Here is a 14598-nt window from a genome sequence, read left to right on the forward strand (position 1 = left end):
TGATGCGGGCTCAGGGCGTATTGTGACTATCGGCAAAGCCCCTCGACTGCGTGAACAGACGCGCATATGAACACTTATGCGCAAGCCAACTTACGATGCGCATCACTGCGGTCTACGCCTTGAAGCGTACCTGTGCAGCTTCAATTTAAATGTGCGGCGGCGCACGTTCAGCAAGTTGCGGATGAGCTATCGCATGGAAGTCGGAAGCAGCTTCGCTCCATTCGAACATGACGGGGTCAACGGCTTGGCCACGCCACCTGATCCTTCGGAAGATTAAGCAGATACTGGCCATACGCATTCTTGGCGAGCGGTTTGGCGAGTTGGAGCAATTTCTCCTCGTCGATCCAATGTCGGCGAAATGCAATCTCTTCCGGACACGCCACTACCAAACCCTGACGCTTTTGCAGCGTTTCGATAAACGTAGCCGCCTGGATCAGTGAATCATGCGTGCCTGTGTCGAGCCACGCGTAGCCACGGCCCATGATTTCCACTTCGAGCGCATTGCGCCGCAGATAGCACGAGTTGACGTCGGTGATCTCGAGTTCGCCACGCGACGACGGTCTGATGTCCGCAGCGATGTGGCAGACCTGGTTATCGTAGAAATAGAGGCCTGTGACCGCATAGTTCGAACGCGGCTTTTCGGGCTTCTCCTCGATGGAGAGCGCGTGAAAACTCTTATCGAACTCGACTACGCCGTAACGTTCCGGGTCATGCACGTGATACGCGAACACGGTCGCGCCGCTGTCACGCGCATTTGCGCGCTCGAGCTGCGCGGCGAGATCGTGACCATAGAAAATGTTGTCGCCGAGAATCAGCGCCGACGGATCGTTGCCCACAAAATCCCGGCCGATGATGAACGCCTGCGCGAGCCCATCCGGCGACGGCTGAACCGCGTACTGGATGTTCATGCCCCACTGGCTGCCGTCGCCCAGCATCGCTTCGAAGCGCGGCGTGTCCTGCGGCGTCGAAATGATCAGCACGTCGCGAATGCCCGCCACCATCAGCGTGGAGAGCGGATAGTAGATCATCGGTTTGTCGTACACGGGCAGCAACTGCTTGGAGACCACATGCGTGATCGGATACAGGCGTGTGCCCGAGCCGCCCGCGAGAATAATGCCTTTGCGCGCCATTGCCGTGCCTTTACGCGCGCTGCGCGTAGTTGGTCTCAACCCACTTGCGATAGTCGCCGGAGGCAACTTCGTCCGACCACTCCTGATTGTCCAGATACCACTGCACCGTTTTCGCGAGGCCCGTTTCGAATGTTTCCGCAGGCTTCCAGCCGAGTTCGCGTTCGAGCTTGCGCGCGTCGATCGCATAACGGCGGTCGTGGCCCGGACGATCCTTCACATAGCTGATCTGATCGCGGTATGACGCGCCCGCCTTCGGACGCAACTGATCGAGCAGGTCGCACAGCGTATGGACGACCTCGAGGTTCTTCTTCTCGTTCCAGCCGCCGACGTTGTACGTCTCGCCCGGCGTGCCGCGCGCGAGCACCTCGCGGATCGCGCTGCAATGGTCGCCGACATACAGCCAGTCGCGCACGTTCTGACCGTCGCCATAGACCGGCAGCGGCTTGCCGCCGAGCGCGTTGGCGATCATCAGCGGAATCAGTTTCTCGGGGAACTGGTACGGACCGTAGTTGTTCGAGCAGTTCGTGGTGAGCACCGGCAGGCCATACGTATGATGGTAGGCGCGCACCAGATGGTCGGAACCCGCCTTGGTGGCCGAGTAAGGGCTATTCGGCGCGTACGGCGTAGTTTCGGAGAATTGCGGATCGGTAGCGGAAAGCGAGCCGAACACTTCGTCGGTCGACACGTGCAGGAAGCGGAATTCCGCTTTGCCGGCGTCGTTCAACCTGCTCCAATACGAGCGAGCCGCTTCCAGTAGCGTAAAGGTACCTACGACATTGGTCAGCACGAAGTTCTCCGGCCCGTGAATGGACCGGTCGACGTGAGTCTCGGCCGCCAGGTGGATGATCGCGCGCGGCTTGTATTCGGCGAGCAACTCGTCCATTGCAGCGCGATCGCATATGTCGGCGCATACGAAAATATGCAATGGATTGTGCTGCAGAGATTTCAGCGTGCGTAGATTGCCCGCATAGGTGAGCTTGTCGACATTCACGACGGGTTCATCGAAGATTTGCAGCCAGTCGAGCACGAAGTTGGCGCCGATAAAACCGGCGCTGCCTGTCACCAAGATCATGGAAGCCCTTTGGAAGCCGCCTTCATGCAGTTGCGCGGAAGGTCGATTGGAGTCTGGCTGACATCCGTTGAACGATGCGTCCACGGGACGTCGGTAAGCAGCTTTGATATAGCTTTCCATCGCGACTTCCAGCGCCGCGAACAGATGCAACCAGCTTAGTGTAGGGTTCTAGAAATCTTGTTTCAGTGCGGAAAGCAACATACACGCTTTCTCCCGCACTAACGGGGGTAAGGAGGAGAGCTTCGGCGGTCGGGCAACGCTTGCAGTGTTCACGTTGCCCGTGTCTCCACCACCCGGCGTTGACGGGGTTCGGCCTTATCGCCGATTGCCGGCCATTTCTTTTGCTGAGAGCCGCGCCTGCGTCGTCGCGATGATAGGCGCGGCCTTCATGGTTTGCGGCAGATGCCCCTGCCGATGCGCATCGGGACGCAGGCTGCCTGCGCGTCCCAAAGAAAGAGTTAGTTATCGTCTCGTGGCGTTCTGGAACGTGCGACACATAATGCGCATACGAAAACGCCAATCACCACGCCGAATATGAAGCATAAAAAATGTGTCAAAACGCTCGACATTTACCTGGTCCTTTCAATTGAGGCGAGATTGAATTTATAACGATTCACCTCCTTCGCGATTCACCGGAAGTCACCGCACGCAGCCGGTAGAACGTCAAAGACACACAGGCAGCAGCGATGGTATGACGCGGCGGTTAGCGCGCCAATCATCATACTTTACTAGAATCGCGACCAGGTCGGAAAACGGCACAACTGAAGCAGTACGCGTATGGCGTGGCAGTGGATGCGACATCAGGCTCCAGCCGGATGCGGATGATCGCGCCCGTTGGAGGTCACAGCGTGAAGCCAGCCGCGCATACGAGCATGGCAAAGTCGGCGAAAGCGCGGATTTAGTGCGACGCGAGGCAAGAACTGCAGGCCGCCGCGTAATGACAGTTTGACAGACAAAGCAGACGACGAACGGCAACTTCCGATCAGATCGCGCGGCCTATGCAAGGGCAGTAGGCCGATGAGTCTTGGGCGGGCGCTCCGCGCGAGTGTGATTGCTGACACGCGCGAATAGCTCTCCGCGGGAGAGAGAAACTGCCGCGCACGGTCCCGAGCACACGGACCGCGGCACGGTATTTCGTTGGCGAGTGCCTGACCATTTGTCTCCAGGCCTTCTTTCTTCTTGCGCTACAAGCACCGCGGCCGATCAATCGCGAGCTTACCGATATCACGACACGTGAGCGGCACGCCTACTCTTTCCGATACCGGCGTCAGGCTCCCTCAAGTCAGGTGCTCGCCACATTTTATAGTTCCGCAAGGCCAGCAATCTGTGCGAACACACAACATATTGCCGGCCGTCCCAGACTCCAATTCGATTTGTGAATACGGCAAAACCCTCAGCGCGTGACTTCCATCGCGTTGATACGCGGCAATAGCCGATCGAATTCGCGTTTCACGATCTCATAACATTCGCATGAGCGCGCCTCGAGTCCGGTCCGATCAAGGATCCGCACACGGCCACGGCTGTGATGGATGAGATCGGCTTCGCAAAGCTTGCCGGACGCCTCAGTCACGCCTTCACGACGCACGCCGAGCATGTCGGCAATGAGTTGCTGCGTGACTTGCAAATCGCTTGTGCCCGAACGATCGATATCGACCAGCAGCCACCGGCACAGTTGCTCGTCCAGTCGATGCAGCCTGTTGCACGCCGCAGTCTGTGCGACCTGCGTGAGCAGGGCCTGCATGTATAGCAGCATCAGTGAGCGCAGCGAAGCGCAATTGCGCAACGCTTCGCGCAGTGCTGTAGCGCTGATTCGATAAGCGAAACCCCGGCATTGAGCCTGAACGCTGGCTGGCATGGTGTCTCCGCCCGTCAGGATCGGCACGCCTGTCGTGCCATCCCTGCCGATCGCGGCAATTTCCACCGAACTGCCGTTTTCCATGGTTTGCAGCAGAGACACGATCGCTGTGGCCGGAAAATAGACGGTTCGTATGAGTTCACCGGATTTCGACAGCAGTTGCCCCGGACTCAATTCGACGAGTTCAAGATGAGGAAGTATTGCGTCCCATTCATGCGTTGGGAGCGCCTCGAACAGACGGTTGCCACGGCGGTATGACTGGAATGTCGTCATCATTTCCCTCACGTAAGTATCGCAGCCCGCCTTGGTACGGCAGGCCTCGCTCGAATCGAGGAACCAATGACGATGCATTGCCCTCATTCGCGCGGTCGGCAAACAGAAGCGGTAATGGAGACGATCAAAGCTTCGCATTGGTCATCGCGTTGCATTCGATGTCGCAGTGCAGCATAGCCGTCAAAGAAGGTCGCGCCAATAATGCTGGCGGAATAGCCCGCACGATCGGCGGATATAAGAGGACTTATTTGCGTTGAACGTTCGTTGAAACGCTGGACGCCAATGTCACTTTGCTGCAGACCGAAAGGACCCCGATGCTAGCTGAAGTGTCAATAGGTCGTAGTGTGGATTCACAACATGTCCAGTTTATTAAGGAGGTCTATGGGACGACATAAAGCGGACGAACCCGCCCTATCTCAGCGACTCGAGTCGGTGAGCCAGTGTGGTGCTGAGTGGTCATGCTTGCCCGTCAGTCAGCGGCGATGGTCCGCTCGGCCGCGACGTGGCCGGCCCCCGGCATGTGTGTCCTCATCCGCCGTCGCGATCATTTCCGCTTCCTGTGCAACAGCCTTCTCGGCCAGCGCTTTCAGAACGCCGGTCAGAATCCGCTTGCCGATTTCATGATGAAAGATCCAGACGCCATGGATTCGTCCGGTGAATGCGGCCTCGCTCCCGATCTCCGGGTCGGGCCGAAAGCCGGAACCCAGCCCAAACGTGAAGAGTCCGCGTACCACTTTGCCGTTCATGTCGAGCGGACGGCCGAATTTGTCGACCTCGATGCCGCCCTGGCGGAACAGCAGAGGAATCTCCGCCCCTCGATGGTCGACCAACGCGGACATGTTGGGCCCATAGCCGGCGCTATGAACCACGCCACATGACTGCGTGAGACAGGTGGCAGCACGGGCGCGCTCGCTTTCCCCGGAGGCGGCATCGATCAATTCGACACGCGGCTTCGTTCCCGCGACGCGGCCCTGCGACATCACCGAACATGCAATCTCGAATGCGCGGTAGCGCAGACCGCTCGAACGATTCACGCGCCGCGTGATCGGGCAAATATCGTTGACTGGGTCGACCATATAACCCCATGCGCGCGCTTCCTCCTCGGTTTCAAAAAACAGCCGGATCGGCGAGCGATGAATGATGGCGATTTCATCGAGTCCGGCGCCGCCGAGATCAGTCGCAAGACGCTCGGTCATCGTGAACGCGCTATGCGAGCCGCCGATGATCGTGATCCGGTTCGTACGCCGGGCCGCGGCAGGGGCGAACACGGGCGCGAAGGTGTCGACCAGTTGCGTGCTCGTGAGGCGAAGCAGTTCATCCGACGTGCAGGTGATGACGCCGTTGCCCGGCAATGGAATGTCCAGAGTGCGGCACAGATCATCGACCTCTTCGACGCGCTGCGTTCCGCCGAGATTCATCACGACGGTGTCGCTAATCACCATCCGGCGTGCCGCGGGTCTGCGCGTGTCGTGATAAGCGATTTCGAAGCGGCCGTCCCGGTTGTGACGAATCGCATCGATTTCGTGTCCGCGCAGTACATCGACGTCGAAATGTTCGACGAGGTGCGCGATGAGTCGCTCGGCAGCCAGCGTGAGGAGTTCGCCGACCTCGGAGAGCAGCGGCGCACCGTCGGGATCCGCGGCCAGTTTCCTATGCAACTCGTTGTACTCGCGGATGTCGCCGAACACTTCGTCGAAGCGTTCGTGCTCGAGGCACGCGAGGAAGGATTTTGCGACCGAGTTGCCTGTAACGTTCACATAGTCGCCGAGCTTGCCTGCTCCTAGGCTCGCGCGTTTGTCGATGATCAGCAGCCCGTTTCTGGCCACCTCTGCCAGCTTGCCGCTCTTGAACGCGTAGAACAGGAAGCCCATTCCTGCCGGGCCGGCGCCGCACAACACACACGAGTAATCGCTTGGTACGCTCCCGGAACTATCCGGATCTACTGCTGAGGACCTCTGCATGACTTTTGGGCTCGATAGTTGTCCGCTGTGAATTGATGCGCCCCATGCGCGTTGCCGGAGTCGAGGACATTCCTCGGATCGGATTCAACACACAATATCCCTTAACGAGACGCATCGCTCTGTGCGCTCGCGCACGGACAAAATTTCGAAACCTTACTGCAAGGTATCTATAGCCCAACATTTTGCTGTACGGAATAAATTTCCTGCCACGCATTGCGTCGGGAAATTGTTCTTTGAGCAAGCAATCGACGTACCACCGCAGCATAAAATGCCACACACATTGGCATATTTTACAAAATCTAACAATTAGGATTTCTGAATTAAATCGTCGTTAGTGCCCTGTTAAAAAACCGGCGCTCGCGAACAACGCGAGCGCGGCCCCTCCGCCATTACGCCATCTGGAATACCGCCACGGCGTCGCGCAATATGGTCGCCTGCTCTTCCAGCGATTTCGCCGCCGCAGCTGCCTCTTCCACGAGCGCCGCATTGTGTTGCGTAACTTCGTCGATCTGCGAGACGGCCTTGTTGACCTGTTCGATACCGTCGCTCTGTTCGAGTGCGGACGCCTCGATCTCGTTCATCACGCCAGTCACTCGCTCGACGGCGCTCATGGCTTCGTGAATCGTCTTCTGCGCGTCGGACACGAGGGACGCACCCTCCTGAACCTTGGCGGCCGATTCGCCGATCAGTTCCTTGATTTCCTTCGCCGCCGCACCCGAGCGCTGTGCGAGGCTGCGCACTTCCGAAGCCACCACCGCGAAGCCACGCCCCTGCTCGCCGGCGCGCGCCGCTTCCACCGCGGCGTTCAACGCCAGAATGTTGGTCTGAAACGCAATCCCCTCGATCATGCCGATGATTTCGGTCACCTTGCGCGACGACTCGCTGATCCCATCCATCGTTTCAGTGACACGCGAGACCACTTTGCCGCCACGCGTGACCGTGTCGAGCGCGCCGTGCGCGAGCCGGTTTGCCTGCTTCGCGTTGTCCGCGTTCTGTTTCACGGTGGCCGACAACTGCTCCATGCTCGCGGCGGTCTGTTGAAGCGCCGCTGCCTGCTGCTCGGTGCGTGAAGACAGATCCGCATTGCCCGACGCAATTTCGTTTGCCCCTTGTGTGATCGCCGTCGTGCTGCCGCGCACCTTGGACACGGTTTCGACGAGGCCGTCGCGCATCTTCGTCAACGCGCCCAGCAGCTGGCCCATTTCGTTGCGCGATTTGATCTTGATGGCGACAGTCAGATCACCGGCGGCGATGCGCTCGAAGTGCTTGACGGTTGCGTTGACCGGCTTGATCAACGCCACTGACAAACCGATGCGCGCCGCCACGCCGATCACGAGCGCGATAGCGCCGATCGCGGCGAACAGCAGCGTCGCGATCTGGAAGCGCTGCGCGGCCGTCTGGGCTTGCTGATGCTGGCTGTCGATCCGCGAATGTTCGAGCGCGTCGATCGCTTTCGAATAGGTGGCGTAAAAGCCGTTCGCCGTCTCGCCCTGAATGTTGCGGAAGGTATTGAAATCGAAGTCGGCCAGCGCCTTGAACTCCGGCTCGATCGCCTTATCGACCAGCGCGCCGCGTGCCTGCTCCACGTTTTGCGCGAGCTTCTGCTCGTTTTCGTCCGCGAACGGACCGGCCATGTAATTGCGGAAGTCTTTGTTTGATTCGACCAGCACCTTGTGCGCGGCCGGCAACAGGTCATCGGTCTGCTTGCCGACGCTAAAGAGCGTCTGATACGAACCCAATGCGAGTTGCACTTGCAGCAGCTTCTCGGAGCTTGCCTTCAGATGCGACAGCGCGGCCGCACTACGCTGCGTGTCGTCGAGGCTGCTGTTGGCGAGCTTGAGCGCGCCATAGCCGACACCGATCACTGTCAGCAGGAAAGCGACGAATACGCTGATCACCAGCGTCAGGCCGCCACGAATTGTGATGTTATTTAGCATTGGGTCTCCGGAACGTCTTGCCGATCGGCGGCGGAACAGATTGGCAGGCGCGCGCGCCGTCTTTTTTTGCGCGTGACTTACTCTTCGCCGCATCCAGGTTAACGACCTCGCACGAACCCTGCTAAATAGGTGGAATCCATGACCGGCGGGCGTTTGCGAGTGTCTTTCACCTCACTATCTGGGATATTCGTGCGACTACGCCGCATCGCTCGTTTTCCGGGCGTTGTGCGTTTCGTTTGTATAATTCGGCGTCTTCGCTCAGGCCCACTTTCATGCTTAGTTTTGCGCTCGGCTTTCTCGTTTCACTGCTGATCACGCTGTTGATCGTGCGCTACGCGCATCTGCATGAAAAATTCTCCACCGACACCGATCTGGCCGGCGTGCAGAAATTCCATGTTCGCCCGGTGCCGCGCATCGGCGGGACCGGGATTCTGCTCGGGCTGATCGTCTCCGCCGTGCAGTTGCATCACGCGTATCCCGCCGTGTCAGGCGGCATTCTCGGGCTGATTGCGTGCGGCATGCCGGCCTTCGGCTCGGGTCTGGTCGAAGACCTGACCAAGCGCGTGTCGCCGCTTGCAAGGCTGATCTGCACGATGGCCGCGGCCGCGCTCGCCTATTTCCTGCTGAACATCGCCGTGACGCGCATCAGCGTGCCGCCGCTCGACTTCCTGCTCTCGTACGCGGTGATCTCCTGCGCGGTCACGGTGCTGGCGGTTGCCGCGCTCGCCAACGCGATCAATATCATCGACGGCTTCAACGGACTCGCATCGATGGTCGCGTTCATGATGTTCGCCTCGCTCGCCTACGTCGCGTTCCAGGTGTCCGATCCGATCGTGCTGTCCGCCTCGTTCATGATGATGGGCGCGGTGCTCGGCTTCTTCATCTGGAATTTCCCGGCGGGGCTGATTTTTCTCGGCGACGGCGGCGCGTATTTCATCGGCTTCATGCTGGCCGAACTGTCGATCATGCTGGTGATGCGCAATCGCGACGTATCGGCGTGGTATCCCGTGCTGCTGTTCATGTATCCGATCTTCGAGACCTGTTTCTCGATCTACCGGAAGAAATTCATTCGCGGCATGTCGCCGGGCATTCCCGACGGCGTGCATCTGCATATGCTGGTGTACAAACGGCTCATGCGCTGGGCGGTCGGCGCGCGTACCGCACGTGAATTGACACGGCGTAACTCGCTGACGTCGCCGTACTTGTGGCTGCTGTGTCTGATCGCGGTCGTGCCGGCCACGCTGTTCTGGCGGCATACGCTGCATCTGTTCTGCTTCGTGGTGGTGTTCGCCGCGACGTATGTCTGGCTCTACGTGAGTATCGTGCGGTTCAAGTCACCGCGGTGGATGGTGGTCAGGAAGACCAGGCGGTAACGAAAAAAGGCGCTCGAATGAGCGCCTTTTGCTTTGTGACTTTCGAGACTTCCGCCTTGCGGTGTGAGGCCGCCGCGGAAGGCAGCCTCACAGGTTCATGCTCACGAAGCCCGCGTTGCCGGCGCCACGCTATGTAACGCCGGCGCGGCAGCCGGTTGATACTCCGGCACCCAGCGCCGCAGATCGCGGCGCACTTCCTGGTCGCTCGGCACACGATGCTGCATCAACCAGGGCAGCAGTTCGTCGAGCAGATTGTCGGGCGCTTCACGCGCCTGCGCGATGCGTAGTTTCGGATGCGGCGTGCGCGTGGTCGCTTCGTCGTCGGCCAGCAGTTCCTCGTAGAGCTTCTCGCCCGGACGCAGGCCAGTGAAGACGATGCGGATGTGTTCCTCGCTGAAGCCATACAGGCGGATCAGGTCGCGCGCCAGATCGACGATCTTGACCGGTTCGCCCATGTCGAGAATGAAGATCTCGCCGCCGTGTCCCATGCTCGACGCTTGCAGCACGAGTTGCGATGCTTCGGGGATCGTCATGAAAAAGCGCGTGATCTCCGGATGCGTGACCGTGACCGGCCCACCCTTCGCGATCTGTTGCTGAAACTTGGGAATGACGCTGCCCGCGCTGCCGAGCACATTGCCGAACCGCACCGTCTCGAACTGCGTGCGCGTGCTCGTCTGCTGCAGCGCCTGACACGCCATTTCCGCGAGGCGCTTGCTCGCGCCCATCACGTTAGTCGGGTTCACTGCCTTGTCGGTGGAGATCAACACGAAGTGCTTCACGTCATGGCGAATCGCCGCGCGCGCGACACGGTACGTGCCCAGCACGTTGTTGCGCACCGCCTGCCATGCGTTCAGTTCTTCCATCAGCGGCACGTGCTTGTAGGCCGCAGCGTGAAAGAGAATGTGCGGCGTATAGCGCGACAGCACCTGGTCGAGCAGCAAGGAATCTTTGGCGTCGCCGATCATCGGCACCACGGAGAGCTTCGGGAAACGGTCATGCAACTCTTCCGTGAGACGGTACATCGCGTACTCGGACAGATCGAACGCGATCAACTGCGCGGGTTCGAAACGCAGGATCTGTCGGCACAGCTCCGAGCCGATCGAGCCGCCCGCGCCGGTCACCATCACCACGCGGCCGCTCAACAGCGCTTCGACGTGCGGCATGTCGATACGTACCGGCTCGCGCCCCAGCAGGTCTTCCAGATCGATCTGACGCACGCGCGACAGAAACGCTTCACCTTGCGTCAGCGTGGTCAACGCGGGCAGCACCATGGCCCGCACACCGGCGCGCACGCACAGCGTTGCCACGCGACGCTGCGCGTCCACCGACGCCGAAGGGATCGCGATGATCGCGTGCTCGATCTTCATGTCCGAGGCCCACTGCTGCAGGTCGCTAATCGGCCCCCACACCTTGTAGCCGTAGATTTCGCGACCCTGCTTGGCCGGATCGTCGTCGAGCAGGCCTACCAGCCGCCATTCGCTCGAACGCGACAGTTCGCGGGCCAGGCTCGCGCCCGCGTTGCCCGCGCCGAGCACCACCACCGGCTTGCCTTGCCCGACCAGGCCGCCGTAGAGATAGAACTCCTTGGAGGCGCGATAGAGCGCGCGAGAGCCGCCCATGGCGAGGAACAGCAGAAGCGGAGAAACAGCGAGGACGGAGCGCGGAATAATGGGATGCGGCTGCGCCATGACGGCCACCATCATCATCAGGAATGCGCCGGCCAGCACCGCTTTCGCGATGCGCATCAAGTCCGGCAGGCTCGCAAACACCCACATGCCCCGGTACAGGCCGAAGATGCGGAACATCACACCGTAGACAGGGAGAGCCCAGAGCAGGGTTCGGACGGCGCCGGACCAGAACTCGACTGGAACGTAGCCATTGAAGCGGATCAGATATGCCGCGAGCCAGGCGCCTGCGACTGCGCATAGGTCGAAGGCGAAAGCGCTAAATGATAGCCATGAGGCTTTGTGTCGAAACATCGGCGTCACACCTCAGGTTGTTCGGAATCTGCTATCCGGAATCGACGCCAGCGTGAATCGACTCCGATACCAATCAATACCAGCACGATCACCCATGCGCCCACGCTACACCATTGGAGGGCCGAAGACCAGCCAAGCAACACGACAGCAAGTACTATACCAGCCGCCATTACTGCATACCATAGGATGGCTGTCTTCGAATGCCCAAGTCCGTACTGGACCATGCGTTGATAGTAGTGCTCGCGATGCGCCTGCCAGATTTTCTCGCCGCGCAACAACCGTCGCAGCAGCGTGACCGAAGCGTCGCCGATGAACGGCGAAAAAACCAGTGCGGGAAACCAGATCGGCCAGACGCCGTCGCTCCAGCCCCAATAGCCGAAAGCGCCCGCCAGAAAGCCGAGCGGAATCGATCCGGCGTCGCCGAGGAAGATTTTCGCGGGGTGGAAGTTAAAGAGCAGAAAACCCGCGGCAGCGCCTGCCACGGCGGCCGAAGCCATGCTGAGCTCTGGTGATGGATGCGCGGTGAGCGCGGCCCCAACGGCGTAGCCTGCAAAGCCGAACAGCGTCATGCCACCGGCCAGGCCGTCCGCGCCGTCCATAAAATTGTAAAGATTGACCAGCCAGAGCAGTAAAAACGACAGGGCCGCCAGCAGCCAGACCGGCACCGGCGCCGGATGTGCCCAGACGAAGACCACCACCGCGGCCAGGTGCGCCGCGAACCTGACCCGCGCGGGCAGTCCGCGCCGGTCGTCGATCTGCGAGACCGCCGCCAGCACGGCAGCGCACAGCGCGGCAAGCCATAGGTGTGGCGCGACGATCAGCGTCGCCACGACCACCACCGGAACGATGCCCCAGCCACCCACGCGCGGCGTGGGCCGTGTGTGCAACGAGCGGTCGTTGGGAACGTCGGTGGCCAGACGCCACGCGAGGCCGGTTCTGAGCAGCGTCCACAGAATCGCCGCGCAAGCGCAAGCGCAGCCGAGCGCGATCAGAATCACGCTCGGCCAGCCCGGCAACGTGGAATGGGACATCAGCATGCGCGCCTCAATGCGTGGATCGGTACCAACGGGCTGTCGCGGCCAGCCCTTCGTCGGTGGAATGCGGCGCCCGCCAGCCCAGCACCGTGCGGATCCGGCCTGTATCCAGCTGCAAGGATCCCACCAGCCGGTCGACGGCCGCTGTGCGCCCTGTCAAGCGGCCCGCCAGCCTCAGCCAGTTCGCGGGCACCGGCAGCAAGCGGGCGCGCTTGTGCAGATGCCGCCCGAGCGAACGTGCGAGCTCCGCCACGGTGAGGGCATCGCTGTCGGCCACGTGGAACGTTTGACCCGCGGCGCGCGGGTCGGTCGCGCAATGCATCAGCGCGTCCGCCAGGTTGTCGACGTAGACGAGGCTGCGGCGCGCGTCGATCGCGCCGAGCGGCAGCGGTACGCCCTTCCAGATCGCGTCCATCAGCCGCAAGAAATTGGCGCGCACTCGCGGGCCATAGACGAGCGGCAAACGCACGATCACCACCTCCAGGCCGGTTTCCTCGCCGTAGCGCACCAGCGCCTGTTCGGCCGCGAGCTTCGAGCGCCCGTAGGCGTCCTGCGGCGCCGGCAGGTCATCTTCGCGTAACGGACGACCCGCGTCCCCCTCGGCTAGCGCCTTGACGCTGCTGGCGAAGACGAAACGCCGCGCGCCATAACGCCACGCCGCCTTCGCGACGCGCAAGGCGCCCTCGACATTGGTTACGTGAAACGCGGCGTCGGGATCGGCCGCGGTGTCATGCATCACATGCACGCGTGCCGCCAGATGCACGACACAATCGACCTGAAGCGCGGCGGGCCAGCCGGCGTCGACGCCGGCAAAATCCGCCTGAGCCTCGACCCACTCGCTTACGCCCCGCTCGAGCTGCCCGGCCTGACGCACGAGTCCGCAGACCGTATGGCCGGACTGCATCAAGACGCGGCACAACGCCTCGCCGACGAACCCATTGGCGCCCGTCACCAGCACGCGGCTCATAGCCACTTCCAGCCGAAGCGGTTGAAGAACTTGTACGCAGACGCCAGGAACATCCGGACGTGCGCGGAGCCTTTGCGCGCGGCGCCGCCGCCGTGATGCAGCACGCGCACCGCGGGCGCGTAGGCGACACGGGTAACGTCATGCGCGCGTAAGCTCAAATCGTAGTCCTCGAAGTACAGAAAATAGCGTGTGTCGAAGCCTCGAAGCTTTTCCAGCACGTTCGTTCGAAACAGCATGAAACAGCCGCTGACAATGGGCGGATCCCAGCAGATGTCCCGATCGTTGATCACGTCGCGCATCTCGTAGCGGGCGATGCGGCGCTGGAACAGCCGTCGCAATCCTGCCGGCAGAAAGCCGCGCACGAACAGGTCCAGCAACGTCGGATAGCGGCGGCAGAGGAACTGCTGATGCCCTGCTTCGTCGCCGATCCACGGCGTCAACAAGCCCGCGGCCGGATTGGCCTCGAAAAATTCAAGCGCGCGCAGCAACGCGTGGCGGTCCAGATCAATATCCGGATTGAGCACGAGGTGGTAACGGCCGACGGCGCGCTCGATGGCCAGATTGTGGCCACGACCGTAGCCTACATTGCCGTGACCGCTAAGGATCGTGCTGGTGACGCCTTGGGCGCTCAATGCGTCCAACGCGGCACGTTCGTCCGGCAAGCCGCCGTTGTCGACGAGATAGAGGTGAACCGGCAGGCCCGGCCGCGTGGCGCGAAGTGCCTCGCAGGCATGACCGAGGCTGGCGAACGTGGTGGCCAGTTGTGCCTGATCCGGCCGATAGACGACCACGGAAACAGACAAGCCCTCGAGTTCAGGACGCGGCGCGCTAGTAGCATTCATGTAAGTTGGACTGCGTGCCTTATGGACGACACTTGGGAACGACAATTCGTTGTATGGCCGCAACAAGGCCGCAGTTTGCGCAAATCCGCCGCCTTCGGCAACTGGCTTTTCCTTTTGTTACGGCTGGCCGGATACGGTTACCGTCGAGCCTGAAAAAGGGGACCATTCGCGCGGC

10 protein-coding genes are annotated in these 14598 nt (G+C 61.0%); 1 reads left to right on the plus strand and 9 read right to left on the minus strand.

Annotated elements, in window-relative coordinates; all coding sequences use genetic code 11:
• Nucleotides 1-236: 236 nt before the first annotated feature.
• From rfbA to P0D80_RS09415, 5 genes are all read right to left on the minus strand, one after another.
• Nucleotides 237-1130 (minus strand): glucose-1-phosphate thymidylyltransferase RfbA, encoded by an 894-nt coding sequence (gene rfbA / locus P0D80_RS09395; protein WP_408283103.1) that lies wholly within the window; start codon nt 1128-1130, stop codon nt 237-239.
• A gap of 10 nt (nt 1131-1140) precedes the next feature.
• Nucleotides 1141-2202, minus strand: coding sequence for a dTDP-glucose 4,6-dehydratase (rfbB, locus tag P0D80_RS09400; RefSeq protein ID WP_132375826.1), 1062 nt, complete (start codon nt 2200-2202; stop codon nt 1141-1143).
• Nucleotides 2203-3595: 1393 nt separating this feature from the next.
• A complete protein-coding gene (locus tag P0D80_RS09405; RefSeq protein WP_121308590.1) occupies nt 3596-4330 on the minus strand; it encodes a Crp/Fnr family transcriptional regulator in 735 nt (244 codons plus the stop codon).
• Between the two features lie 473 nt (nt 4331-4803).
• On the minus strand, nt 4804-6291 hold the full coding sequence (locus tag P0D80_RS09410; protein ID WP_408283106.1) for a hypothetical protein: 1488 nt from the start codon (nt 6289-6291) through the stop codon (nt 4804-4806).
• A 389-nt stretch (nt 6292-6680) separates the two neighbouring features.
• On the minus strand, nt 6681-8228 hold the full coding sequence (locus P0D80_RS09415) for a methyl-accepting chemotaxis protein (RefSeq protein ID WP_132375828.1): 1548 nt from the start codon (nt 8226-8228) through the stop codon (nt 6681-6683).
• Nucleotides 8229-8500: 272 nt separating this feature from the next.
• Here P0D80_RS09415 and P0D80_RS09420 point away from each other — a divergent pair, with 272 nt between their 5' ends.
• Nucleotides 8501-9601, plus strand: coding sequence for an MraY family glycosyltransferase (locus P0D80_RS09420; protein ID WP_408283109.1), 1101 nt, complete (start codon nt 8501-8503; stop codon nt 9599-9601).
• Between the two features lie 101 nt (nt 9602-9702).
• Here the strand turns inward: P0D80_RS09420 and P0D80_RS09425 are convergent, their stop codons facing one another.
• Genes P0D80_RS09425 through P0D80_RS09440 form a run of 4 tightly spaced genes read right to left on the minus strand, consistent with a single transcriptional unit; the run spans nt 9703 to nt 14423 of the window.
• Nucleotides 9703-11580, minus strand: a complete 1878-nt coding sequence (locus P0D80_RS09425; RefSeq protein ID WP_408179392.1) for a polysaccharide biosynthesis protein — start codon at nt 11578-11580, stop codon at nt 9703-9705.
• A gap of 5 nt (nt 11581-11585) precedes the next feature.
• Nucleotides 11586-12617, minus strand: coding sequence for an MraY family glycosyltransferase (locus tag P0D80_RS09430; protein WP_408179391.1), 1032 nt, complete (start codon nt 12615-12617; stop codon nt 11586-11588).
• A 7-nt stretch (nt 12618-12624) separates the two neighbouring features.
• Nucleotides 12625-13581 carry a UDP-glucose 4-epimerase family protein gene (locus P0D80_RS09435; protein WP_408283112.1) on the minus strand — a complete coding sequence of 319 codons (957 nt, stop codon included), beginning with the start codon at nt 13579-13581 and terminating at the stop codon, nt 12625-12627.
• Nucleotides 13578-14423, minus strand: coding sequence for a glycosyltransferase family 2 protein (locus P0D80_RS09440; RefSeq protein ID WP_408283115.1), 846 nt, complete (start codon nt 14421-14423; stop codon nt 13578-13580). The genes P0D80_RS09435 and P0D80_RS09440 overlap by 4 nt, the downstream gene beginning before the upstream one ends.
• Nucleotides 14424-14598: the final 175 nt, after the last annotated feature.

It is taken from the genome of Paraburkholderia sp. RL17-373-BIF-A (genome assembly GCF_046030175.1).
GTDB lineage: Bacteria > Pseudomonadota > Gammaproteobacteria > Burkholderiales > Burkholderiaceae > Paraburkholderia.